Source organism: Bilophila sp. 4_1_30 (assembly GCF_000224655.1).
Lineage (GTDB): Bacteria > Desulfobacterota > Desulfovibrionia > Desulfovibrionales > Desulfovibrionaceae > Bilophila > Bilophila wadsworthia.
This window is the reverse complement of sequence record NZ_JH114231.1, coordinates 1,228,055-1,252,653: the sequence shown is the minus strand read 5'-3', so window position 1 is coordinate 1,252,653 and position 24,599 is coordinate 1,228,055. Positions and strand designations below refer to the sequence as shown.

Annotated in this window: 13 protein-coding genes and 1 tRNA gene; 2 read left to right on the top strand and 12 right to left on the bottom strand. The window is 55.7% G+C overall.

Annotation, left to right across the window (positions count from 1 at the left end; all coding sequences use genetic code 11):
• Positions 1-85: 85 nt before the first annotated feature.
• The 4 genes from bamA to lysS are packed head-to-tail and all read right to left on the bottom strand — an operon-like array spanning position 86 to position 6,282.
• Positions 86-2,785: an outer membrane protein assembly factor BamA gene (gene bamA / locus HMPREF0178_RS05610; protein WP_009379762.1), complete on the bottom strand. Its 2,700-nt coding sequence runs from the start codon at positions 2,783-2,785 to the stop codon at positions 86-88.
• Positions 2,742-3,482 carry an ABC transporter ATP-binding protein gene (locus tag HMPREF0178_RS05605; protein ID WP_005028879.1) on the bottom strand — a complete coding sequence of 247 codons (741 nt, stop codon included), beginning with the start codon at positions 3,480-3,482 and terminating at the stop codon, positions 2,742-2,744. The genes bamA and HMPREF0178_RS05605 overlap by 44 nt, the downstream gene beginning before the upstream one ends.
• Positions 3,479-4,771, bottom strand: a complete 1,293-nt coding sequence (locus HMPREF0178_RS05600; protein ID WP_005028880.1) for a lipoprotein-releasing ABC transporter permease subunit — start codon at positions 4,769-4,771, stop codon at positions 3,479-3,481. The genes HMPREF0178_RS05605 and HMPREF0178_RS05600 overlap by 4 nt, the downstream gene beginning before the upstream one ends.
• A gap of 5 nt (positions 4,772-4,776) precedes the next feature.
• Positions 4,777-6,282, bottom strand: a complete 1,506-nt coding sequence (gene lysS / locus HMPREF0178_RS05595) for a lysine--tRNA ligase (protein ID WP_085962702.1) — start codon at positions 6,280-6,282, stop codon at positions 4,777-4,779.
• A 500-nt stretch (positions 6,283-6,782) separates the two neighbouring features.
• Between lysS and HMPREF0178_RS05590 the strand changes: the two genes are divergently transcribed.
• Positions 6,783-6,858: transfer RNA gene (locus HMPREF0178_RS05590), tRNA-Asn, on the top strand.
• Positions 6,859-7,462: 604 nt separating this feature from the next.
• Here HMPREF0178_RS05590 and HMPREF0178_RS05585 read toward each other — a convergent pair.
• Positions 7,463-7,807: a helix-turn-helix domain-containing protein gene (locus HMPREF0178_RS05585; RefSeq protein WP_009379758.1), complete on the bottom strand. Its 345-nt coding sequence runs from the start codon at positions 7,805-7,807 to the stop codon at positions 7,463-7,465.
• A gap of 229 nt (positions 7,808-8,036) precedes the next feature.
• Between HMPREF0178_RS05585 and HMPREF0178_RS05580 the strand changes: the two genes are divergently transcribed.
• Positions 8,037-12,476, top strand: a complete 4,440-nt coding sequence (locus HMPREF0178_RS05580; protein ID WP_009379756.1) for an autotransporter outer membrane beta-barrel domain-containing protein — start codon at positions 8,037-8,039, stop codon at positions 12,474-12,476.
• 251 nt (positions 12,477-12,727) lie between these two features.
• Here HMPREF0178_RS05580 and HMPREF0178_RS05575 read toward each other — a convergent pair whose 3' ends face one another.
• The 7 genes from HMPREF0178_RS05575 to HMPREF0178_RS05545 all read right to left on the bottom strand — a co-directional run bounded on the left by HMPREF0178_RS05575 (position 12,728) and on the right by HMPREF0178_RS05545 (position 24,317).
• Positions 12,728-13,939: an ADP-ribosylglycohydrolase family protein gene (locus HMPREF0178_RS05575; protein ID WP_009379754.1), complete on the bottom strand. Its 1,212-nt coding sequence runs from the start codon at positions 13,937-13,939 to the stop codon at positions 12,728-12,730.
• 1,456 nt (positions 13,940-15,395) lie between these two features.
• Positions 15,396-16,679: an ABC transporter substrate-binding protein gene (locus HMPREF0178_RS05570; RefSeq protein ID WP_009379752.1), complete on the bottom strand. Its 1,284-nt coding sequence runs from the start codon at positions 16,677-16,679 to the stop codon at positions 15,396-15,398.
• 173 nt (positions 16,680-16,852) lie between these two features.
• Positions 16,853-18,268 carry a sigma-54 dependent transcriptional regulator gene (locus HMPREF0178_RS05565; protein ID WP_009379751.1) on the bottom strand — a complete coding sequence of 472 codons (1,416 nt, stop codon included), beginning with the start codon at positions 18,266-18,268 and terminating at the stop codon, positions 16,853-16,855.
• Between the two features lie 2 nt (positions 18,269-18,270).
• Positions 18,271-20,712, bottom strand: a complete 2,442-nt coding sequence (locus HMPREF0178_RS05560; RefSeq protein WP_009379749.1) for a response regulator — start codon at positions 20,710-20,712, stop codon at positions 18,271-18,273.
• A gap of 222 nt (positions 20,713-20,934) precedes the next feature.
• Entirely contained in the window at positions 20,935-22,293 is a 1,359-nt protein-coding gene (locus HMPREF0178_RS05555) for an MATE family efflux transporter (protein WP_009379745.1), read from the bottom strand.
• Between the two features lie 147 nt (positions 22,294-22,440).
• Positions 22,441-23,076 (bottom strand): TetR/AcrR family transcriptional regulator, encoded by a 636-nt coding sequence (locus HMPREF0178_RS05550; RefSeq protein WP_009379744.1) that lies wholly within the window; start codon positions 23,074-23,076, stop codon positions 22,441-22,443.
• Positions 23,077-23,414: 338 nt separating this feature from the next.
• On the bottom strand, positions 23,415-24,317 hold the full coding sequence (locus HMPREF0178_RS05545; RefSeq protein WP_009379742.1) for an AraC family transcriptional regulator: 903 nt from the start codon (positions 24,315-24,317) through the stop codon (positions 23,415-23,417).
• Positions 24,318-24,599: the final 282 nt, after the last annotated feature.

Here is a 24,599-nt window from a genome sequence, read left to right as displayed (position 1 = left end):
TGCCGCGTCAAAGAAGCCCGCCCGCACAGAAGCGGGCAAAGCGGAAGGGGTGCGGGAAAGGTATTTCTTTCCCGCACCCTTGTTTTTAGAAGAACTGACCCATGGAGAACTCGAACCGTCCGCCGGGGCGGTCACCCTTGACGTTCTTGTCCAGCGGGAAGCCGTAGGCGAAGCGCAGGTCGCCCATGGGCGAACGCCAGCGCAGTTCGAGGCCGACCGACTTCTTCAGTTCGCTGAAGGGATCGGAAGTCTGCTTGGAGTCGATGTTGTAGCCGATGTCGAAGAACGGCACGAGGGCGATGCCCATTTCCGGATGGAACGTCCAGATGTATTCGAAGTTCAGGAAGCCCATGCGGTCGCCGCCGATTTCATCATGGTACTTGGGATCGCGCGGGGCAAGGTCTTCCGAGTCGTAACCACGGATGGAGTCGATGCCGCCGATGAAGAAGCGGTCGAACACGGGTACCGGCTTGTCGGAGTTTTCGAACACGCCGCCGACGCGGCCACGCCAATGGAAGATGTGGTTCGGGTTGCGGAACAGGGTATGGAACGACTGCAATTCACCGATAGGCTTGAAGAAGTTGTCGTTACCGCCGATACCGCCGCCGCCGTATTCCATAGAGACGCGGCCCACCACACCGGACGTGGGACGTTCGCGCGAGTCGGTGGAGTCGTAGGTGATGCTGGTGCTTACGACGCTCGACAGGTTTTTGCCCTCGTATTCCTTGTAGGCGCGGGAGGCCGTGTCGGGAATGTCGAACAGGGTGTAGCGGTCGAGACGGTAGCCAACGGACACCGAGGTGTACTCGCCAATGGGATGGAAGAGGCGAATGGTATTACCGATGGTCTTCTTCTTGAAGTCATCCCATTCTTCCCAGATGGCGTAGCTGTTGTTGCTGAAACCGAAATCGGTGTCGTAGATGCGCGGGTTGACGAAAGACAGGTCCAGATACGAAGACTTGCCGGACACGAAACCCTGCAGGCCGAGCGAGTAGCCGCGGCCGAACAGGTTGCGCTCCTGGATGCTGCCGCTCACGCCGAACTGGTAGAAGGTCGAGTAGCCCACACCGCCCATGATGGCGCCGGTGCGGTCTTCTTTCAGGTTGACGCGGAGATCGACCTCATCGTCCTTGTCCGTGGGAACGATGGTGGTGTCGGCCTGCGTAAAGTAGCGGAGGCGGTTCAGGCGCTCGTTGGAACGGCGTAGCTTGGAGCCGTCGAACTGATCGCCGTCGGCGAGGCGCAATTCACGGAAGATGACGTTGTCGCGGGTACGGGTGTTGCCCTGTGTGACCACGCGGCGGATATGCACCTTCTGCTTCTTGTGCGGCACATAGAAGACATTGATGATGCCTTCCTCATCGTTCTTCGGGGTATCCACATCGACTTCGGCGAAGGCGTAGCCGTAATTGCCGTAGAAGTCGGTAAGGGCCTTGATGTCGTCCTGCAGGACGGTGAGGGAGAAATACCCGTTGGAATCTTTGTAGTCGTCGAGCTTGATCACTTCTTTCAGGCGCTCGTCGCTGTCGATGAGATCGCCTTTGAAGCCGATTTCGCCGAGTTTGTAGCGTTTGCCTTCATTGACGGTGAATGTGACGGTGATGCCGTCTTCGGAGTAGTCCACCTGCGGCGCGGCGACCTGAATGTCCACGTAGCCGTGGTTCATGGCGTAGGCCGTGATCGCGGCGGAGTCGCGCTCAAGGTATTCTTCGCGGAGCACGCCCGTTCCGGTAACCCATGACAGGATGCCGTGCTCTTGGAGCGCGAGTTCCTTCTTGAGGTCGCCGGCGTCGATGCCCTGGAGCCCTTCGATCTTGATTTCCTTGATGTAGAGCTTCTTGCCTTCCTTCACGTCGAAGACCAGCACGGCGGAGGCGCTGTTGGCCTTCTGCTCAATGCGGTAGTTCACTTCGGCGAGGTAGAAGCCTTCCTTGCGGTACAGCTCGGTGACCTTCTGGATGTCTTCGGCAAGCAGGCGGTCGTTGAGGACGGAGCCCGTCTTGGAGCTCATGGCCGCCAGAATGTCTTCTTTTTTGACTTCGTCGGAACCGTTGACGATCACGTCGTCGATGCGGGGCTTTTCCTTGACCGTGAACACCAGCACGCGGCCCTGTCCGCCCTGTTCGATGTCGGCGTTTACGTCGCTGAAGTAGCCGAGATCCCAGATTCGCTTGATTTCTTCATTGAGCGTGGAGGGATCAACCACATCCCCCTTGCGGGTGGACAGGCGCATCAGCACCACGTCGGGGTCGAGCACCTTGACGCCGCGGATCTGGATGTCCGTGATGGCGTCGCCCTTGACCGCGCCGCCGCCCATCTTGTCGACAAGCTCGTCGACGGCGGGGAGCAGTTCGATCATGTTCTGCTTCTGGACGAAATAGGGCTGCGCCCCCTGCTGTCCAGCGGCATCCACCATGCGGGCGTCGATGCTGAACGCGTCGCCGGTCTTGCTGAAGCTGCCGTACACGGCGTAGTTCGCCCCGGCCTGCCTGGCGATGGAGCGCGCGGTCGCCAGATTGAGCTGGCTGATCTGCTGGTTCTTGAGCAGGCGCAACGTATCCTTTGCCGGAATGACCTTGAATCCCTTTTGGGCCAGCCGCTGCTCAAACAGCTTGGGCAGCTCGTCGTTCAGGTAGTTGAGATCCGCCCCTCCATTGATCTGGAAGGGGAGCACAGCCACACGGACAGCATCCGAGGCCGCCTGTTTGGGCGCCGCCTGAGCCGTACCGTGGAACAACAGGTTACACAGCGCCAGCGCCAGCAGCGCGAGTACGCATCTCTTCATACAGTTCTCCAGATCGTAATTCGAGGCAGCGCCCGAGGGTTCCCGCCATTTCACGGTTATGGGTGACAATGACGAGGGTCATGCCGAGTGTGCGGTTCAGTTCCAGAAGCAATTCGGCGACGGAATCGCCGGTCCGCTGGTCCAAGTTGCCGGTCGGCTCGTCGGCCAGCAGCACGCGGGGCTCCAGCAGGATGGCCCGCGCAATGGCGGCGCGCTGACGCTCGCCGCCGGAAAGGGTGGTTACCCTGTGATCCTTCCTGTCGGAAAGCCCGACGCGTTCGAGGGCCTGCCGTGCCAGCCCCAGCGCCTTCGACCGGTTCATCCCGGCGATGAGCGCCTGCATGGCCACATTTTCCTCGGTGGAAAACTCGGGCAGCAGGTGGTGGAACTGGAAGACGAACCCAAGCTTTTTGTTGCGGAAATGGGCTTTTTCCACGGGCGTCATGTCCGGCAGGCTTTTGCCCTCGAACAATACCTTGCCCGCGGTCGGCGTGTCCAGCGCGCCGAGCAGGTGGAGGAGGGTGGATTTGCCCGATCCCGACGCTCCGACGATGGCGAGGGATTCGCCAGCGCGGACGGTCAGGTCCATATTTTTCAGAATGGTGATGCGCTCCGCAGGTCCCTCGCAGGACTTCTCGACGCCGGAAAGCTCGTAGAGCACCGGGGGCGCGGTCGCGTACGCTGTCTGTTCCATCATTCGAACCGCAGGGCTTCGGCGGGTTCAAGGCTCGAAGCCTGCCGCGCCGGGTAGATCGTGGCAAGGAAACACAAGGTCATGGCGGACACGCCGACCACGACGATATCAACCCAATTGAGCAGGATGGGCAGGTGATCCAGCGTATAAACCCCCGGTGGAAGTTTGATGAATTGGTATCGTTGGAGGAGGAGCGCCAGCCCTATGCCGAGCACATAACCGAGCAAGGTGCCCACCACGCCGATGATCGTGCCCTGAAGCATGAAGATCCGGCGGATCATCCCCTTGGTCGCGCCCATGGACATCAGGATGGCGATGTCGTGCGTCTTTTCCATGACCAGCATGACCAGCGTGGTGACGATGGAGAAGGAGCCGATGAGGACGACCATCGCCAGCAGGATGAACATGCCGATTTTTTCAAGCTTCAACGCGGCGAAGAGATTGGCGTTCATGTCCATCCATGTCCGGACGGAAGCCAGAGGGCCGAGCTCCTTTTGGAGGGCGGCGGCCACGGTATCGGCCTTGTATACGTCCTTGACGGTGACTTCGATGCCGGAAATCTGATCGGAAGGCAGGCCCAGCAGATCGCGCGCCGCCGCAAGGGAGATGAACCCGAGCGACGAGTCGTATTCGAACATGCCGGTCTGGAAAATGCCCGCAACCTTGTAGGGACGGATGCGGGGCTGGAAACCGGCGGTGGTCTTTTGTCCGGAAGGCGAAAGGAGGTTGACGCGGCTGCCCACGACCAGGCCGAGGCGCTGCGCCAGTTCCTTGCCGATGAGCACGCCGGGCGGCGCTCCCTCCACGGAAGCGTTCAGGTCCGCGACGCTGCCGCTGCTCAGGTTGTCCAGCATGGTCAGGACGTCCGGCGCGGTCTTGGGGTCGATACCCCGCAGGACGACGCCTTTGACGCCTCTCGGGGAGGACAACATGCCTTCCGCGTAGAGGAAGGGGGTGGAGCCGACGACGCCGGGAGTGGCGTTGATGCGCCGGAGCACAGCCGCCATGCCGGAGAGTTCGGGGGCTTCGCCGCCGCGCATTTTTTCGAAGTCCGCATCCGAAGGCGGCGCGGTGAGCGCCGCCAGCGGACCGGAAACGATGATGTGCGCGTTCGCGCCGAGGATTTTATCCCGGATGTCCGTCGTGAACCCGTTGTAGACGCCGAGAACCACGACCAGCGCGGCGACGCCTATGGCCACGCCAAGCACGGACATGGCTGAAATGATATAAATAAAGGCCTGCTTGCGCCGAGCAAAGAGGTAGCGCAAAGCTACGAAGAGTTCAAAACGCATAGAGTTTAGGATTCCTGCTTCAACAGCGGGAAGAAGATCACTTCACGAATGGACGGGGAGTCGGTCAGGAGCATGACCAGCCGGTCGATGCCGATACCTTCGCCCGCGGCCGGGGGCATACCGTATTCCAGCGCGCGCAGGTAATCTTCGTCCATCGCGCAGGCTTCGTCGTCGCCGGCCGCCTTCTCGCGGACCTGCTGTTCAAAACGCATACGCTGGTCGATGGGATCGTTGAGTTCCGAGAACGCGTTGCCGTATTCGCGGCCCATGATGAAGAGCTCGAAACGGTCCGTAATGTCCGGGTTATCCTTGTTGCGGCGCGCCAGCGGAGAGATCTCCGTGGGGTAGTGGTAGATGAACGTGGGGGCGACGAGCTTGGGCTCGACGTCGAGGTCAAAAAGCTTGGCCTGCAGCTTGCCGAGCTTGTCCGTCTTGAGGATCTTTTCCCCGCGTTCGCGGACGTAGGCGAGTACCTTGTCGAAGTCGTTGTAGAATTCTGGGGAGTGCCCGCCGATCTTTTCCAGCGATTCGTGGAAGGTGAGGCGCTGCCACTTGCCCGGGGTCAGGTCGAGTTCCGTACCCTGATAGGTGATGATCGGGCTGCCGCAGACTTCCGTGGCAATGGTGGAGAACAGTTCCTCGGTCAGGTCCATCAGATCATAAAACGTCGCATAGGCCCAGTAGAATTCGCACATGGTGAATTCGGGGTTGTGACGGATGGAGATGCCTTCATTGCGGAAGTTGCGGTTCAGCTCGAAAACTTTTTCAAAACCGCCCACGAGGAGGCGCTTGAGGTACAGTTCGGGCGCGATGCGCATGTACAGTTCCATGTCCAGCGCATTATGGTGGGTGATGAACGGACGCGCCGCCGCGCCGCCCGCCACGGGGTGGAGCATGGGGGTTTCCACTTCCACAAAGCCGCGTTCCTCAAGGAAGGCGCGGAAGGTACGGATGATTTTGCTGCGCTTGCGGAAAATGTCGCGGACCTTCGGATTGGTGATGAGGTCCACATACCGCTGGCGGTAACGGATTTCGACGTTGGTGAGGCCCTTGTGCTTTTCGGGCAGGGACCGGAACGACTTGGTGAGCAGGGTGACCTGATCACAGGCGAGGGTCAGCTCGTCGGTCTTGGTGCGGAAAAGCTTCCCGTGCACGCCCACGATGTCGCCGATGTCGAACTTCTTGAAATTTTTGTAGGCTTCCTCACCCATGAGGTCTTTGGACGCATAGCACTGGATACGGCCGCTGCGATCCATAAGATGGAAAAACGCGACCTTGCCGAAGGAACGGTGGGAGATGATGCGTCCGGCACAGGTGAACGACTCGTTCAGTTCTTCGAGTTCGGTGGCGGAACAGGCTTCGTATTCGGCTCGGATGGCTCCGGCGTCATGCGTCTTCACGAATCCATTGAGATGAAGAGGGACCCCGGCATCCATGAGTTCGCAGGATTTGACCACGCAGTTTTTGACGACTTCGTTGAGCTCGTCTTTATCGGCGAGGCTTTGAAGCATGGGCATGAAATAGGATGCGTGGGCTGATTTGGTAGCAAGCTTGACGGGCTTGTGGTGCGTAGTTTCCGGGCTGCTCAAGGGAATCTCTCCATCAATTAAAATAGCGATTGGCGACCGGTGACAATTTTCCGCGTTTCCGGACGGCAAGAAACGCGGTCGTATCCGGCGGCGAGAACGGGGCTTTGGCGGACAGGCTTCCTGCTGCGGCGCGTGACCGATGCTACAAGAAAGCCGTGCAATGTTCCAACGGGTTAGAGACAGCGGGACCGTTTCTCCGTTCTCGCGTTGCCCTCCCGCCCGCGGCGGCGGGACCCCCCCTCCGGCCGTGGCGCCCTGTGGACCTGATCGCACAGTTTGTATCCGCAAAGCCGTAGTCCAATTGTGCTGTACAGTCAAGGACGTGCCGCGGGTCAAAAAGTTTTTTCAGAAAAAACGGAGAAAACGCTTGACGGAAGGAGGGCATTTCGATAGACCTCTTTTCGCACCAACGAGTGCCTCATTCCCCGGTGGCTCAATCGGCAGAGCGGGTGACTGTTAATCACTAGGTTGGCGGTTCAAGTCCGTCCCGGGGAGCCAGAAAGCTCAAGGCCTTACAACGAAAGTTGTAAGGCCTTTTCTGGTTATGGGGAACACCGGGGTAACACGGGAAACGCAATCAAAAGCAATTTTGTCCAACTGTTCCGCTTTGGGGTGTTCCCTCTGCCAAGCCTTTTCGTCCTCCCTATTACCCTTATCTTCCTTTCCACCTATACATTTGACTCCTTTACAGGAGCTTGGCGCATCCATATCGAAGGAAAGGATTGAGCTTGCAGCCACAAGATCCGGATTGTTGGCAACAGAAAGCTCCTGAAACCGCAAAGTGGCAGCATATACCTCTTGAAGGAATTGAGGTTGCCATTATTGCCGTGATAGACAACGCTGAGAATTGATAAGAAAGTATCTCTCAAAATTCATACTATTTCGTTTATTTTATAAAGAGAGTAACGCTATGAAGAATAAATTCCATGCGTACTCTCTTTTTTATACTCTTAAATAGGATTTTCAGATCTATAGTTAACAGTGTTTTCGATAATATTGGATTCTTCAACTATACCTTTTGGTGGCGATGTCTTTCCATTTCATAGTCATTTTAAGATTTTCTGAAGCATTGCAGCCAGCAATCCTTGAAAGAGATGAGAACTCACTGCTTTAGCGCAAAAACGAGATGGGACACCATATCAAGCACGATTTTTTGTTTTTCTGGTGGAAGTGAGCCTACGAGTTCTGCAATTGTATCTGAAGTGTTCTTCAGCGTCTCGTCGTTCATTCGGAAAAGGACAGAGACGGGGCAATCGAGTATCTCAGCTATCTCTTCAAGCCGGGAAAAGCGGGGAGCGGCAAGGCCGTTTTCGATTCGGGAGAGAGAGGCGGGAGCGATATTCAAACGTTCCGCTAGTTCAAACTGGGAGATACCGAGACTCTGTCTGCGTTTGGCAATGGTTTGCCCTACCACTTTTTCCAGCTGATGTTTTTCTTGGTCTGCCACATTGGTTCTCCTGTTTTTTAATACAACAGGATACGAGAGGTGGAGGAATCATAAAATAAGGTTATACGTCATATGTATTGATGTTTTAACTAAAACGGCCTATCCTGAAGCCCTTAACAGGGCGACACCTGTCCGGCATAGGGCGCATTCAACCACTACGTTCACATTGGGTTGGGAGCCGCGAAAATCCGTATGCCGACGATGCGCCATAGAAAAGGAGAGCTTGGGTATGACATTGTCAAAAGGAGCCGTAGGGAACCTGATGAACAGGTACCGCGCAGTGCTGAAGAAATGCTATCTGATGAATATGTTCGGTTCGCTTGCCGTAGTGGGGTTGCTGGTAGCGGGGAGTGCCGTGAGTGCGACAGCGAATGAGAATACAGCGGCGGCGATTGCCGGGGACGGCAAGCCGGTTGTTGTGGACAAGGGCGTTATCAATGGGCGTGTCATTGGGGGTAGTGCGGCGGAAGGGAATTCCGCTGTGATAAACGGCGATACATCACTTACGTTCACCGGCGGGATGCTGAACGGAGAAATTTTTGGCGGTGGCCTCGCCGCCGGGGGTGGAGCTGATGCCTCAGTGACGGGTACTGCGACCATCAATATCACGGGCGGCACTTTTAAGCCGATGGAGAAGGATGTTCAGGCCGACCATGGCCGCATTTATATCCGGGGTGCGGGCGGTGCCTTTGACGGTGGGACGGCTTCCGTGCGCAATGTCGTGATGAATATTACTGGGGGCATATTCGATCCATCCGCGAATGGAAATCCCGGACGTGTGGAAATTTACGGTGCGGGAGTCAGCGACAACCTTTCCCCGGGCTCGAAGGTTGCCGTCAAGAATGTGGAGATCAACATAAGCGGTGTCGATCTGGGAGAAACGAACGGTGACGCATGGGTTTATGGCGGTGGGGACGGCGCAGGCACTTTTGCCGAACAATCCACGATCACGATTAAAGACGCAACGGTAGATCGCGTCTATGGAGGGGGATGGGGAGGCAGTTCCGTCGGTTCCGTCAATATCAATATTATCGACAGCGAAGTTGATCATCTCTATGGCGGCGGAGATTCGGATAAGGATGCTGATGCGCCTGATCCGTACACGACGACCATCGGCAAGGCGAACATCGTGTTCTCCGGTTCGAGCAGGGTGAACGGTGATGTCTACGGCGGCGGCAATACCGGCGGCGAAGGCAATAAAGCTGTTTTTGAGGAAACCAGTATCACTATTTCCGGGGGAACGTTCGGAGAGGATGACGAGTCTGGGAATATTTATGGCGGCGGACGCGTCGTAGACGGAGCCTCGGAAAAGATAAATGCGACACATGTGATCATTTCTGGAGATGCCTCCATTAAGGGCGACGTATACGGCGGCGGGCGTGCGGAAGGGCGGCTTGCCGAAACGAGCTTCAGTGAAGTGGGCACGGCCAGCCTCACTATAGCGGGTGGCCGGATTGAAGGGGCTGTATACGGAGGTGGCGACGCTTGGGAAGCCGTTTCCAAAGTTGGTACGGCAACTACGCTTGTCAGCGGCGGAAAACTGCTGAGTGATATTTATGCCGGCGGCAATGGCAAAGGAACATCTGTTGGAACGGCTCATCTGACCCTTTCCGGCGGAGAGGTCTCGGGCAGTGTCTTCGGCGGAGGCGACGGGGACGGTCAGGGAGCGGCGGGCACAGTACATTCCTCGACCGTTCTCCTCAAGGATGGGGTGCGTATCCTGAGAGGTGAAAACGGGGGAGGCATCGTCTACGGCGGCGGGAACGGCGACAAGGGCGATATCGACGATAGCGGCGTAACTTTTAATGTCGATAATACGACAGTCAGGGTGGAAGGCGGCCTGATCCAAGGGGATGTGTACGCGGGCGGCAAGAAAAACTCTTCCACCGGTACCGCTGATGTGATCCTTTCAGGTGGCGAGATCGGCGGGAACGTTTATGCGGGCGGAGGTGCCGGGGATACGACCGGTGCGACCAATGATGCGGCTACCGTCAAGACCGGCACGATCACCGTGGATACCGACTCATTGAATGTCGGCGGCAAGCTGCTGGGCGGCAATGCGGAAACCAGTAACCTGTCCTTGACTTCGAAAGTCACCCGTCTGGACGGAACGAAGTTTGGCGGTTTCGATTTCTTGAAGGCTGAGGGAACGACAAGCGTTATAGGGGGCTTTACTGATGCCAATGTGGGAACGTCCCTTACCTTAAATGGGAAGGGTACGCTCATTGCCCCTTCCATTCAGCTTGAAACCGGTAAGTTGACTCTGGCCGACGGCACGTTGCAGACCATGTCCGCTCAGGCATTCAAGCAAGGGCTCGGAGATGCTGGCGAGGCTGCCGCAACAAATGGCATTATAACAGGTTTGGCCTTGACGGGCGGGACGTTGGCCCTTCAGGACGCCTCATACAATATGAAGTATGTGGTTGACGCTGAAAAAGTGATAGCGGAGGCGGATGGACATACACGCCTCGCAATGCTCGGCACGTTAAAATCCGGCAACCTTGTTTTCGGCAGCCAGGGGAAGGGGGAAGACGTCGGCAATGCGGAAGAAGTGCCTTCAACTTCAGTCAGCTTAGGCAAGATTGATTTGGTGGGCGGCGATACAATCATGATCAACGGTGGGCAGGCCATAACAATCCGTGGCGACGGAGAAAAGCTGATTACGTCCGACTCCGGGAATGTGAAGCTGCTTGTAGGAAGCAAGGACAACGGCGCGGGAACGTTGAATCTTGGCGATGCAGGATTGACCAGCGGCGGTTCTTTGGATGGTACGCTTTCCATTGCGGACGAGAGCACGGTAACTGTGCGGTCCGGAATGTTTTCCATATCCACTATGGAAGGAACCTCTTCCTCAGCCATCACTATCGGCACTGCGCAAAACGCTGGCGGACTGACAGTCGGCAAGGCCTCTCTGAATGGGGCGAATGTGTTTCTTGATCCAGCGTGGAAGGACGGTGGGAATCTGGTCTCCGATGCTTCGATAGGCGTTTTCGAGTCGTTTGCCAATGGAGCTGTAGACGGTAGATTTGCCGTTGGCCGGAATTCTTTGCTTGTTCTTGGCGACAAAGACAGCGCGTGGGCTCAGAAAGCCGTTCAGGACGCCCTTGATAATGCCGATCTGACGTGGGGCAAGGACTCCGTCACGGCTGCTTTGGCAATCAAGTCCTCACAGAGACTCTCCGCTAGCGGGGCGCTTCTTGTGGATGGCTCACTGGCTGCCGCCCCATCCGTCACCGAGAATACGGCAACTTTTGCGGGGCAATCCCTGCTCGTCGTGAATGCCGCCGCTGCCGATGGCGAAGGAGCGTTGCAGGGGGACGGGACAAGCAGGCTTTCCGTCGATGGCGGAGCGAAGTTGCATATCATGGATGTAAAGGGAAGTCAGGAATATACCGCTACTTCCGGCTTCGTGAACGATAAAATCGAAGGCTGGCAAGGGGACGATCTTATCGTCAGTAGACTTTTCAACGCTGCTGTGAATACGGACGGCGGCAAGTTTGTCGTGAAAACGGAAGCCAAGAGGCCCGATGAATTTTCCCAGTACGCCATACCCAATACGTTGGCTGGGATTGCCTCTGGTAACGTGAACAACCCCGATGCCGCTGGAGTCCGCTTCTTGTCCGGTTTGATGGACTCTGAACTCTCTGACAGGCAAGTGCGGGTTACCGCTGACAGTGCGGCGCAACTTGCCTACGCGGGCGGTGTACAGGCTTCGGCGATTGCCGTGGCTCAGGCCCCGGCGCGGGCTCTTCAGGAGCATTTGTCCCTTGCCGGTAGTGTGGCACAGAAAGGAACGAATCTGCATGAAGATGGTTTCGATTTGTGGGCCAACGCCATTTATGGGGCAAACCGTACACGTGATTTCAGCGCAGGCGGGCTTGATGCCGGATATGATACTGACTTTGCGGGCGGCGTAATCGGTGGGGACTGGACGTTCGACGCGGGCGCGGGCAAGGGGCGGGTCGGTCTCGCCCTCAACGTGGGCGCGGGCGACACCAAGTCGCGCGGCGACTTCAATAGCACCAAGAACGACTTCGATTTCTGGGGCGTATCCGTCTACGGCGGTTGGAACATGGACAACATCAACGTGGTTGCCGACCTCGGCTATTCCGCTTCCAAGAACGAACTGAAGCAGGACATCCCGTCCTCCCTCGGCATGGGCGGAAAGATCAAGGCGGATGTGGATTCCGACGTGATTACCGCCGGGGTCAAGGCTGAGTATATGGTCAAGACCGACGTGCTCGACGTGATGCCCCATGTCGGCGTCCGTTACATGGCAGTGAAGACGGATTCGTTCTTCACGAAGCTCGATCAGGGCGGCGACCTGTTCCGTACCGACGGTGATCTCCAGCACGTCTGGCAGTTCCCCGTGGGCGTGAACCTGAGCAAGTCCTTCGAGACGGAATCCGGATGGAAGATCAAGCCGCAGGCCGATCTTTCCGTAGTGCCAGCCGCGGGTGACACCAAAACCAAGATTGACGTGCGCACCCCGGGGGTTAATGCCTCCGACTCCATGAAGCGTCGCGTCATGGATACGACGGCTTTTGACGGGGTGTTCGGCGTGGAACTGCAAAAGGATAATGTTTCGTTTGGCCTTGGTTATAACGTGCAGGCATCAGAGCATCAGACGGGACAAGGGGTGACGGCATCCTTCATGTATAAGTTCTAGTCCATAGGAAAAGGACTTTTTATCAAAAGGAATACATGAATAGACGGAATGTGCCGTCAGGACCATCTATATCATAACAGGCCTTGCAATGCCCATGTGAGACGGGAAAATTGCAAGGCCTGTTTGTTTAAGGTTATTCGCCTTTGAGATATTCATTCGTACCAATGCTCAAACGAGGTATGCTGTTGCAGCGCGTTTGTTTCGATAAGGCTAATCGTATTCGCTCCAATTTTTCTGTTATTATTTTATTATTAAATACAAGATACTATGAGTTTTTCAGCTATCAGAAATATATTGTGCGGCTGGTAGTCAGGAGGGCGTTTTTCCCCTAATGGGGAAGACTGTAAGACCTTTTTCCACTCTTCTGGAAAAGCCTTTTCTCCATACGTTGCTCCCAGCAAGGCTCCACAAATGGCCCTATCCACAGGAAAAGTGTCTTCTACACGGGAAAGGATACCTTCTGTTAGGGTTTTAGCATGTAATAATTGGTAAAAAGCATTTTGCAGAGAACAAATAGCTCCTTGAGAGGGGACATTTGGGGGGCTGGTTGACGCCCTAAGAAGGGCTTCCAATACAGTTTTTTCCTGGTTTTCGGACTTAAAACCCCATTCTATTGTTTTTTCATAGAGTTCTTCAGGGTTCCCTGATTTCAAAGCAAAAAACACGGCAACTGCGTAAATCTCGTTGGTAAAAACGCATACGGGGTCGGGATGGGTTATCTTAACGTTAAGGGCACACCAATGTATTACTTGCGTTAACTCGCAGTTCCTCCCAAAACAGGCTAAAACGGCTGTCCTGAGCAACGTGCTGGTCTTTTCGCCTATTCCGGCAAGAATCGGCCTGTTTTCCTTAAATGGTCTTGAGAGCATCCACGTAAGGTAGGCGTAGTAAACGGCTTCTGGCTTAAACATTTTTTCTTTAATTAAAGAGTTAGCCAACGCCAAGGCCAGTTCGATGCCATCATCAGGCGCCCACGTGAAAGGAATATTCCAAACAAGGCTGGAAAAAGCCTTTTCACTAGGAGAATACTCCCTCGTGATAGCGTTCAGCCAAGCCCCAGCCACCATTCCAAGCAAACAACCTTGAACGTGCTCTAAAACGTCTTTTTCTGTCTGGCCGTCTGTGTAGCAAGTTTCAGTAATTCCATTACCTATTAGATCTTTAAAGCTATTTACCCATATATTCCATTCATTGGCTAATTCATCAAGTCGTTTTTCGTCTTCAAGGGGATTTTCTGCATTAACGGAATACTGTTCTAACCATTTATCAACAAGCTGTGACTGCTTTAAAAAGAGCTTTTTTCCATCCTTTAACAGGGCTTTTTCCTTAAAAAGAGCTTCCCTCCTATGGGATTCCCCCTTTCTTATTTTTTGTTCATCCGTTACAGCCTGAATAATTGCTTTTAACTCCTTATTTTCCATTGTTTTTAACCAAGTTAAAAGCATAAGAGTCGATGTTCTCACAGGAAACTCCCTTTTTCCTAGCTTAATCCATAGTTGATTGCTATGTTTTTAAGATGGACTTTCCCAACGCATAGCACATCCAAGGGAGGTTAGCCACGGAAAAAAGGAGTTTAGTAATATACATCAAGAATGGATTCTTATTATAACATTATGAAATTTATTGTAATATCAAGATAGAATACGATTTTTACTGCACCCAAGAGTTTAGTGGCAACGCGATAAGCAATCTCCTCTTTCTTTTTTCTCTCTATCTACATAGTATTAATTATATTTTTCTTCTTGATTAAAAAGATAAAAAACTTTTCACTCGTTATTTTTTATAAAATACAAAATATGTTACGATATGTTGTTTCTGCAGGTCCCTCCCCCCTTGGCATGATAAACTGACGTTTATAACGCCATTTCATGGCGTTATTGCGCTATGCGCAACCATGCTCTTAGTCCGTATGCTTTTTTCCAATATTACTAGGCGGCAACTCTTTTTGCGAAGGCTCCGATAAGAGATATCATACTGCTCCAAAGAACTTTTAAGTCTCTTGACTTGACTTCCAGCAGTTTGTGGTGTCTTGGGCCAGTCTTTACGGCGTGCTTCACTAGGAAATTCCTCTTCAAGTTATTCCAACAAGGTAGTTATAGTACCTTCCCATTTATTTTTACCAAGTATAAGTTGTGATGCTCCAAGAAGACGCTAGCTTGCAGAGTTCATCATACATACTTTGTGAAATATCCGAGACATTGTCAAAAGCTAAGATGGTGTTTTTGTGCATAAACGTATAAATATAGCGAAGTTATTGAAATTCCAATGAGGGGATGTTCTCGTGGATCAACTGTTCTCGCAAGAAAAGTTAAAGAAGATGTTTTTACACTACCTTGAGGTCCATCTACCATTAAAATGGGATAGTTTTATGAGATTCAGATATAAAAATATGCCAGTATAATTGAGAAGCATCTTGGTGATTCGTATTGTACAATAAGAACAATGCGTAAAGAAAATGCGTACTATATGGAGATGTGTAAAAAATATAACTATAATTATATTATGATAGATGATTATTATATAGAAATTGATTCCTAACAAATGACGCATGGCCATCAGGCTTCTAGGGTAATGCCGCCCCCGTTTTCCCTGCGTTGTGTGATGAAAAGGCCCCACGTGGGGAGAGGTGAGGTTTCTTTTCTCTATGAGAAGGTGGAGTTATTCTGATTTTCCGCCTCATTTCGTTTTTACCCCCACGTTATTTGAAAGGTCGGTAAGCCTGCCGCCTTTTTTCCGGTCCCGTACGGGAAACATTCGCGAATGCGGCAGGGGAGAAGGGAGGCCGGGCGTGCCTTCTGGAAGGCTCTTTGGGGAGCGCTCTTTCTAGAGCAGCGGAAAGTGGTTGAGAGGAGCATATTTCCCAGAACAGCCGCCTGCGGTATTGCGGGCGGCTGTTCTGCAAGAATCTATTGCGTCTGATCAGCGATTGGGCGGAGTACTGGTCTTGCCGGGCCAGAGGATTTTGTCCTCTTCGATGGTGAGCTTGCCGGTAACGGAATCAACGAATCCCACGGGAACGAAGCGGACGGTTTTGCCGTCTTCCTTGTAGCCTTGGCAATTCATGATTTCCACGGCCATGATCTCGCGGTCGTTTGTACCCGGGGCCAGATTCTGGCGTCCGGAAAGGCCATCGAATGACAAGGCGCGCAGGCTTGCCATAAGGGTGTCGCCATTCATTTCCAGCTTTTGATCTTGAACGTTTTTCATGGCGAGGCCGAGGGCCATCATATGATCATAGGAAAGCACGCCGTAGAAGAACGCCTTGGAATTCATGTCCACCTTCTTGCCGATTTTTTTTGAAAACCGGGCGGCGAATTCGTCGAGTGCCTTGCTGGGCACGAGCTTGGTCATGGGCGCAAGATAGCCGAAGGCACCGTTGATGGCATCGGGCTTTTCGTCGGCTGAGGTCATCTCGGCGGCGAAGAGGCTGTAGCCGGGCTGGTTCATGCCGAGGTTGGTCAGCGTGCGGAAGGCAATGACTGTATCAGGCGTGGGCATGGTGATAAAAATACTTTTGATCCCCAACTCCTTGACCGCAGCCATCCTCTTTTGGACTTCCTCGATAGGCGTATTCCGCGAATAGCCGTAGGATGCCTTCACCTCAATGCCGAGCTTGGCGGCTTCGTTCAGGATAACCGCCGCAGCGCCGGAACCCCATGCGTCAGTGGTGTGGAACAGGGCGATTTCCTTGATGTCATAATGCTTGGCCACTTCAAGGAGGTAGCCTTCATATTTGGTGCTCGGAGTCACGTTGCGGTAGTAGTAGGGGAATTCGGCGGGGGAGCTCAGGCTTGCGGCGTTGGCGCCGACGGACACCACGGGAGTCTTGAATTTTTCGGCCTCCTTGGCGATGAGGACGGCGGGGCCGCTGCAATCCACGCCGGTAAGGGCGACGACATTTTGTTTCAGGAGTGACCGGGCTTTTTCGGCTGCGCCTTCCGGCCAGCAATGGTAATCGATGACAAGCTCGGGCGGCATGTTGAGCGTGTTTCCGCCGAGCATACCGGAGGCGTTGATGTCCTCAATCGCCATCTTGGCGGCGTGGAGCTCGTACTCTCCCCAGTCCGCATGGCGCCCGTCGTGATAGTCGTAAGTGTACATCCCTCCGATTTTGTACTCTTTGGCCTCGCTTTGCATGGGTGCGAAACCGCAAAGCAGCGAGGCCATCAGCGTGATACCGAGAAACTTTTGGGATCTGTTCATCATTTCCTCCTTGCCGGGGTATGACGCCCGGTTTTTGCCATGCGCAAAGCAAGAAGGATTCCAAAGATCCCCTTTATGATAGCAGTATGTTACCGTCTCTTCTCGACCGGAGCGAATGCGGAAATCCCGGATAAGAAGACGGCGGGACCTCCGAAATCCTGTTTTTCAGGACATCAGCGCGTGAGGCCGTGGCGTTTGAGCAAGGCGTAGAGCCGTGAACGTGAAAGCCCGGTCACCTCGCACGCCTCCGAAATGTTTCCCCCTGTCTGATCGAGTATCCGGGCCAGATAGCGCCCTTCTTCCTTTTGCCATACCTGTTCGCGGAACTCGGCATAGGAGGGGAGGCCGCTTTCGGAAACGGAGGAGCCCTTTTCTTCCTTTGGAACGGAAAGCGCGGCCAGGCGCTGCGTTGCGGCATGGATGCGGATGCCTGTGGGCAGGTGTTGGGGAAAAATGACGGAAGCCCGCCCCGCGGTGAGGACCGAACGCTCCATGGCTCCGCACAGTTCCCGCACGTTGCCCGGCCAGCCGTACAACTGCAACGCCGTAGCCGTCCCCGTGGCAAGCTGCTTTGCGGGGAGGGCGTAGAGTTCGGAGAAGTGGGCGCAAAAATGGTGCGCCAGAGGCAGGATGTCCTCCTGGCGTTCACGCAGGGGCGGCAACGGAATGTGGACGGTCTGAAGGCGGTAGAAAAGGTCCCGCCTGAAGGATTCTTCCTCCACCATGTGTTCGAGATTTCTGTTGGTCGCTGCGATCAGGCGGAAATTGCAGGGGGTTTCTTGCGTGGAGCCCACGGGGCGGACGCGCTTTTCCTGAAGTACGCGCAGAAAGACCTTTTGCAGCGAAAGGGGAAGCTCCCCCACTTCATCAAGGAACAGCGTCCCGCCGTCTGCTTCGGGGATCAGGCCGTTTTCACGTGTAATCGCACCGGTGAAGGCGCCGCGCACATGCCCGAACAACAGGCTTTCGGCAAGGTTCTCGGGAAGGGCCGCACAGTCCACGACGATGAAGGGACCGTTTTGGCGGCCGCTGTTTTCGTGGATGGTTCGCGCGAAAACCTCCTTGCCCGTCCCCGTTTCCCCGCTGAGCAAAACGCAGACATCGCTGTCGGCACACTGGCTCACGGATTCCAGGCAACGGCCGATGGCCGCACCCGATCCGACAAGCCTGTTTCGCTTCAAGGGCGTTGTCCGCTGGCCGGAAGAGGAGAGCTGGGCACCACAGCGGTTCTGATGATAAAGGAGCGCCTGCTCCAGAGCCGCGAAAACGGTGTCGAGCGAGTCGTCCTTGCGGATGAAGTCCCATGCCCCTGCCATAAGTGCCTGTTCCAGCCAGTCACGGTTGTCGTGTCCCGTGATCACGATGACTTCAGGGTGCCCTTCGCTGCCTAGGAGCAGGGGAAGGAGGGACAAGCCGTTGCCGTCCGGCAGGCTGATGTCCAAAAAAACAATGTCGAACATGCCGGCACTGGCTTCTTTCGCTTCGCACGCCGAGGGGGAGAGCATCACCTCATGGCCTTGGCGGCTACAGGCACGCTTGAGCACGTAGGAGAATGTTTCATCATCGTCTATGACTAAAATGCGCGCCATATTCATCTTCCTGTCTTGGGTTGCAGAGCGCGGTCCACGGCCTCTTTCAGCCGTTGCGGATCAAATGGCTTCACGAACCGCTGTATGTCCTCGTCAGCTCCCATCTGGCATGATTTCGCGTCATGCATGGTCGAACAGCTGCTGCAAAGAATGATCGGCGTCCGGGGAAAATGTTTCCGCACAAGGCGGGCAAAGGCAATGCCCTGTATACCCGGCAGTTTTTGATCCGTAATGACGAGAGCCGGATGCATCCCCTTCTCGAACAGGGACAGCGCCGTTTCCGCATCAGCGGCGGTGACGACGGAAAGCCGCATTTGGTTCAGCAGCTTTTCAAGAAGATAGAGTATGCCCGGATCATCGTCCACAACGAGGATTTCCCCGGCTGTGCCGCCGGGCGGCGCGGTGCGGGGGTGGCCCGTGGGGAAACCGTTAACCGGCTGCGTGATGGAATCGACGGGCGATACCGTTTCGGAGAGGGGCTTGCCGGTTGCTTTGCCAGCATCATCCCGTTCGGGAGAGGGAAAAACATGCGGCAAGAATACGGAAAAGAGGGCCCCGCCGCAGGGACGGTTGGCCACGCGCACCGCTCCCCGGTTACGCTGGACGAGGCTGTGGACTTGCGCGAGCCCAAGGCCGCTGCCCCCGTTTTCCTGTTTTGTAGTAAAGAAGGGATCAAAAATGAATTCCATGAGCCCCGATGGGATGCCTTTTCCGGTATCGGAAATGTCTATGCGGATATAGCTGCCCTCGGCAAGCTCGTCTCCGAAACGGTGCCGCTCCACGGCGTAGAGCCCGGCGGAAACTGTGAGTTCGCCTCCATCCGGCATTGCCTGGATGGCGTTGAGGCACAGGTTGAGGAGGACTTGGTGCACCTCAACGGATACGGCCCGGATACGCGCTTCGGGACAGGCGTTGCGCACGTTGAGGGAAATGTGGGGAGGGAGCTGCGGCTGAAGCGTTTCCGCGCATTCCCGTATCAGTTTCGACACAAGCGGCGTTTCGGAACGGGCATCCAGCGTTTTGGTGCTGTCGGTCATGCGTATCTGCTTCATGAGATCTTTGCCGCGAACAGTGGCATCAAGGATATGCAAAACGTCCTCGTGGGCCGGGTTTTCACGTGGAATTTCAGGCAGGGCAAGCTGGGCGCAAGCGGCGATTCCCCCGAGGATATTGTTCACGTCATGGGTGATCCCTCCCGCCATGCGGCCGATGGCCTCCATACGCCGCTCGAGCTGGCCGCGGCGTTCAAGGGCGTTCGCTTGGGCCAGCACAGCTTTTTCCTGTCTGAGCAGGGCTTCCGAACGCTGTTTCACGCGGAGCAGATACATGAGCAACAGGATGATGCCGAAAAGGACCAGCATGACGGTCATCGCCGGCAGCAAAGCGGCCCGGTGCTGCTCATAAAACGAAAGGGGGCGGTTGATGATGACCGAATCCGGCGGAAGGTCGCTTTCTCTGATGCCGTACCGTGTCAGCATGGCGTGATCATAAATGAGATGTGGGGACGGTTCATGCAGCAGCGGGATGGTATCCGGTGGCGTGCCGCCGAGAATGGACAGGACCATACGCGCGGCATGTACGGCGTGGAATTCGTTGAATTCGCATTGCCCTGCCAGCACCCCTTTACCGAGCTGGCCACTCCACGGGGAATACATGGGCAGGTCGGTCCAGCTGCGGAGCCGTTGCAGGCTTTCCTTCATGGAATAGCTTTGGCCGTCGGCTGTGCGGTAGTAGCCGAAGTTCAGGAGCACCGTATCCCGGGGCAGTTCTTCAAGAGCTTTCCGCATTGCCTGTGCGGGCAGCGCGGAAAGAGTGCGGACGGTAATGCCCGGATCCATTGCGGCCAGCTCCGGGGCCGCCTGGCGCAATGCCGTACGTGCGGACGTCGTGTCGCCGCAAATGATGGCCAAATGGCGGGCTTCCGTGTGGACGAGGGGAATGGATTCAAGGATGCGGTGGATGGAGAAATTTTCTAGAATGCCGGTATACTGCGCCCGGCGTTCGGCAAGTTCTGCGGGAGGATCCGCGATGCCGCAAAAGACGACGGGGACGCCGGGGAAAAGGCGGTTCCCGTGGGCGAGCATGAAGTCCAGCGCGTCGTTATCCGTTACAATGATGGCTTTGAGGGATACCCCGGCGTATTTTCGGGCAAACAGGCTTACGAGTTCGTTATCCAGACTTCCGGGAGGATGGCGTTCATAGTCGAGATATTCGCAATGCAGGCGTATACGGAAGCCCGTTTCCGCATTTTCAAGCTCTTCCGAGATCCGCTTTATGATATTGTATTCCCAGAAATGGCCGGAATGAAAAGAATTGATGATCAAAACTTCGGCGGCGGGCAAAGGAGCCGTCCGCTCCGCCACATCAGCAAAGGCCATCGCCTGTGCCGCGAAAATGGCGCAGAACAGACAGATACCTTTGGCAAGGGCGGCAAGCGGCTTCACGATGAATCTCCAAAGAAGAGCGTATGTCCTATGATTCTAAGGGAGTCCGCTCTGTAACTCAAGGGAGGGCGTCAAGCGCGGAGGAGAAAAACATGCCCGCCCCTTCTGCCAATGATTCGAAACGGCCTTCCGCCCCTGCCGCTTTGGACCTTACGCCGTATAAGGATAAGGATCAGGAAATCGCTCGGGACGCCGAAACGCCTGTGAAGGCCTTTTACACCGTTAGGGGGTTTTGAGCATCGATTTGAAGTTCCAAATGAAAATCGCAAAAACAATGGCGGAGCCCAGAACGTCGGCGATGCATTCCGCATAAAGCAGGCCGTCCGTCCCGTAGCCGAGCCTGGGGAGGATGAAGCAGAGCGGGAGCAGGATGACGAGCTTGCGCATCATGGCCCCGAGGAGAGAGAGCTTGGTGCGCCCCAGAGCCATGAACGTGCGCTGGCAGGCGTAGAGGACGCCGATGAACATCATGCCCCCGAAGTATATGCGTATGGCGGGGATGGTGATTTCGATGAGCCGCTGGGAATCGGTGAACGGCATGATGAAGGTCTTGGGAAAGAGCAGGATGAGCCAGCTTGCGATGGTGGTAAAGCCGAAGGAAAAGGCCAGAATGAGGAAAAAGGTCTTCTTCACGCGTTCGGGTTTGCCCGCGCCGTAGTTGTAGCTCATGATGGGCACGGCGCCTTGGCACAGGCCGTCCGCGGGGAGGCGAAGCAGTTGCTCGATGCTGAACATGACGGTCATGGTGCCGACGTAATAGTCGTTGCCGTATTGCTGCATCCCGGCGTTCATGACCAGGGGGACGATGCAGTCCGTCACTTGGACGAAGAACGGGGAAAGGCCGAGCAGGATGACGGGCACAAGTTCCTTGAGGTCCAGCCGCAGGTATTGCCTGCGGAAATGCAAAATCGTGCGTTTGCCGAAGAAGAAGGCGAAGATCCAGACGGCGCTGACGGCCTGGCTGCAAATCGTGGCGAGCGCCGCGCCTTTGCATCCCATATCGAGGCCGTAGATGAAGATCGGATCGAGGATAATGTTGAGGGCCGCCCCGATGAGGACGGTCATCATGCTCGTCTTGGCAAAGCCCTGGCAGGAAATATAGTAGTTCAGGCCCAGCGAGAGCTGCACAGCAGGGGTACCGAGCAGGTAGAGCGAAAAATAGTCGACCGCGTACCCGATGGTCTGTTCGCTTGCCCCGAACATAAGCAGCATCGGGCGCATGGCCCAGAAGCACAACACCGTGAGCACGACCGACATGACGAGGAGGAACACGCAGGCACTGCCGAGGATGCGCTCGGCTTTTGCATTGTCGCCGCGCCCCATGGCGATGGAGGCGAGCGGCGCGCCGCCCATGCCCGCGAGGAAGGAGAAGGACGAGATGATCAGGATGATGGGGAAGGCGACGCCGAGCCCGGCCAGCGCCAGTGGGCCAATCTCCGGTATCCTGCCGACGAAAATGCGGTCGACGATGTTGTAGAGGAGGTTGACGATCTGCGCAAAAATGCTCGGGATGGCGAAACGTAAAAGAAGCCTGCCGAGGGGCTTCGTTGCCAGTTCGCTGGCGGGGTCCGCGTGAGCCATGAGGCATATCCTTTTTTGAAACGTTGCCGGCGGCGGGAAGCCGGGCTGTGTGAGTGGGCCGGATAGAGGCAAAAACCGGAGACCCCGGCGTTATCGACGGGCGCCGGAAGCTGTTCGGCCGTTTGCCGATTCATGGGGACGGTAGGGTTATCCCGTCAGCCGGGAAAAGAAATTGCCGATGAAGATATCGACGGGTTTGATGTTCAATTCCAGATTGGCCCGTTGCAGGGCTCCCTCCCAGCCGTACCAGAAGAAGGCCGCCGTAGAGGCACAGTCCAGTTCCGGTGATATTTCTCCAGTCTCTTGGGCACGTTTGAGGCCGCGCGCGAAAACAGCCTGCCACTCCGCGAAGACGGCGGAAAGCTGCTCGCGGAAGTTTTCCGGCAACGTGTTGACCTCCTGCGCCAGCTTTCCGACCAGACAACCGGAACGGCAATCGGTCCGCGCCATCTCGTCCCGCACTTCGCCGACGAAGGTCCGGAGGCTGCCCAGCGGGGACAGGGACGTGTCAGAGAGGCAACGCTCCAGCTTTTGCGTGATGAAGTGCCTGTAGCGGTCTATGAGTTCCGCGCCGAACCCTTCCTTTGTCTTGAAATAGTAGTAGAAAGAACACCTCGAAATACCCGTGCGCTGCAATATCTCGTCGACCCCCACTGCGGAATAGCCTTTTTCCGTCAGCACTTCCGTCCCGACGTGGACCAGCATTTCCCGGGTCAGCAGTTTGTCGCCGCGTTGCTTGGGCGGGCGGCCACGGCCTTTGACGTCTTGCGCGTGATTTTGCATGGATGATTTTTAGACTGATCTGTCTATAAAGGCAATAATGGAAGTGTTTTTTTCTCTAAAAAGTATATATCCATATGTATTGTAAAGAAATTATCTCTCTATACCCCGTGCGGATCGATCCGGAAGAGCCGTCTTATTGCCGGAAAGAAATGCCTATGCCGCAGCCAACGCGGTACATTCTCTGGGTGAGGGACAGTGGGGCGGCGAATGCCGTACCCGGAAAAAAGCCCCTTCCGAGCATATCGGAAGGGGCGTTTTTTCCGGTTTTTTGAGTGATCCCACAGCACTCCCACCGCTCTGGGGAAAGGCGCGGGGGAGGTGCGCAAGCGCCGCCGTCCTCAGCGCATCCTCATCACGTCCCTGTGCGGCGGTTCGCCAAACAGCCGCTTATACTCCCGGTTGAACTGCGTAGGGCTCTCGTAGCCGACGGCCAAGCTCGCACTGGAGGCATCCTTGCTTTCCGTGAGCATGAGGCGCTTGGCCTCGTACAGGCGCAGCCGCTTGTGGAACTGCAACGGGCTGAGCGTCGTCACTTCCTTAAAATGGCGGTGGAACGTGGAGGTGGCCATGTTCACCTTCTGAGCCAGCTTGTCGACCTGCAACGGTTCCCTGTAATTGTCCCGCAGCCACGTGATGGCTTGGGCGATCTGATTGCTCTGGGTACCGAGGGTGTTCAGTCGGCGCAGGAATTCCCCTTGAGGGCCGATGAGCAGGCGGTAATGGATTTCGCGGACAATGAGCGGCCCGAGTATGGGGATCTGCTCCGGTTTCTCGAGAAGATCGATAAGGCGCAGGAACGCATGCAGGATATCGGGATCGACGTCCGCGACGGAGAGCCCCTTGTAGGAGCAGGCCCCGGTCGCGCAGGGCGGCGGGACTTCCGCCGCGAGCCGGGTGATCAGGTACTTGTCCAGATCAAGGCACAGCGCCAGAAAGGGCCGCTCAGGGCTGGCATCCGTGACGTAAAAGGAGCTCGGCATGTCCACCCCGGCCACGAGGCACTGGTTTTCGCCGTAGCAGTACTCCTCGGAGCCCAGCATGGTCCGCTTGGAGCCTTGAATGATCACGCTGACGGAAGGCTTGGAGAAGCAGGTTTCAATCCTGTTGGCTTCATGCCGCCGCGTGATGACCAGCCCTTCGATGTCCATCGGATACTTCCCGTGCTCGGGCGCCCGCTGGAGCAATTTCTCTTTCAACAGGCTGGTGGTTCTTGCCGTCTCTCCACTCCCTGTTTCTATCATATGGCATAATCCTCTGTTTTTGCACGGAATAAAGAAAAATCCTTTTCAGACTTCCGTTTTTTGATACCACACTCCGTCCCCTTTGGGTAGCACCGCGAGAGAATCAGGCAAGAATAAGAGAGGATCGTATCTTCTGTTCTCCATTAGGGAGCGTATGGTGCACCCATAGGGAATCACGCCATGCCCGCAGCGTTTTCCCTTCCGGCCTCGGGTATCCGGGCCGCTTTCAACGCATTGACATGATGGGAGGTCGCATATGCCCGCACACAAAAAAAGGAACAT

Excerpts from the sequence above, each read along its gene's own strand:
- bamA (WP_009379762.1), bottom strand. The coding sequence starts at position 2,785 with ATGAAGAGATGCGTACTCGCGCTGCTGGCGCTGGCGCTGTGTAACCTG.
- HMPREF0178_RS05605 (WP_005028879.1), bottom strand. The coding sequence starts at position 3,482 with ATGATGGAACAGACAGCGTACGCGACCGCGCCCCCGGTGCTCTACGAG.
- HMPREF0178_RS05600 (WP_005028880.1), bottom strand. The coding sequence starts at position 4,771 with ATGCGTTTTGAACTCTTCGTAGCTTTGCGCTACCTCTTTGCTCGGCGC.
- lysS (WP_085962702.1), bottom strand. The coding sequence starts at position 6,282 with ATGCTTCAAAGCCTCGCCGATAAAGACGAGCTCAACGAAGTCGTCAAA.
- HMPREF0178_RS05580 (WP_009379756.1), top strand. The coding sequence starts at position 8,037 with ATGACATTGTCAAAAGGAGCCGTAGGGAACCTGATGAACAGGTACCGC.
- HMPREF0178_RS05570 (WP_009379752.1), bottom strand. The coding sequence starts at position 16,679 with ATGAACAGATCCCAAAAGTTTCTCGGTATCACGCTGATGGCCTCGCTG.
- HMPREF0178_RS05565 (WP_009379751.1), bottom strand. The coding sequence starts at position 18,268 with ATGGCGCGCATTTTAGTCATAGACGATGATGAAACATTCTCCTACGTG.
- HMPREF0178_RS05555 (WP_009379745.1), bottom strand. The coding sequence starts at position 22,293 with ATGGCTCACGCGGACCCCGCCAGCGAACTGGCAACGAAGCCCCTCGGC.
- HMPREF0178_RS05550 (WP_009379744.1), bottom strand. The coding sequence starts at position 23,076 with ATGCAAAATCACGCGCAAGACGTCAAAGGCCGTGGCCGCCCGCCCAAG.
- HMPREF0178_RS05545 (WP_009379742.1), bottom strand. The coding sequence starts at position 24,317 with ATGATAGAAACAGGGAGTGGAGAGACGGCAAGAACCACCAGCCTGTTG.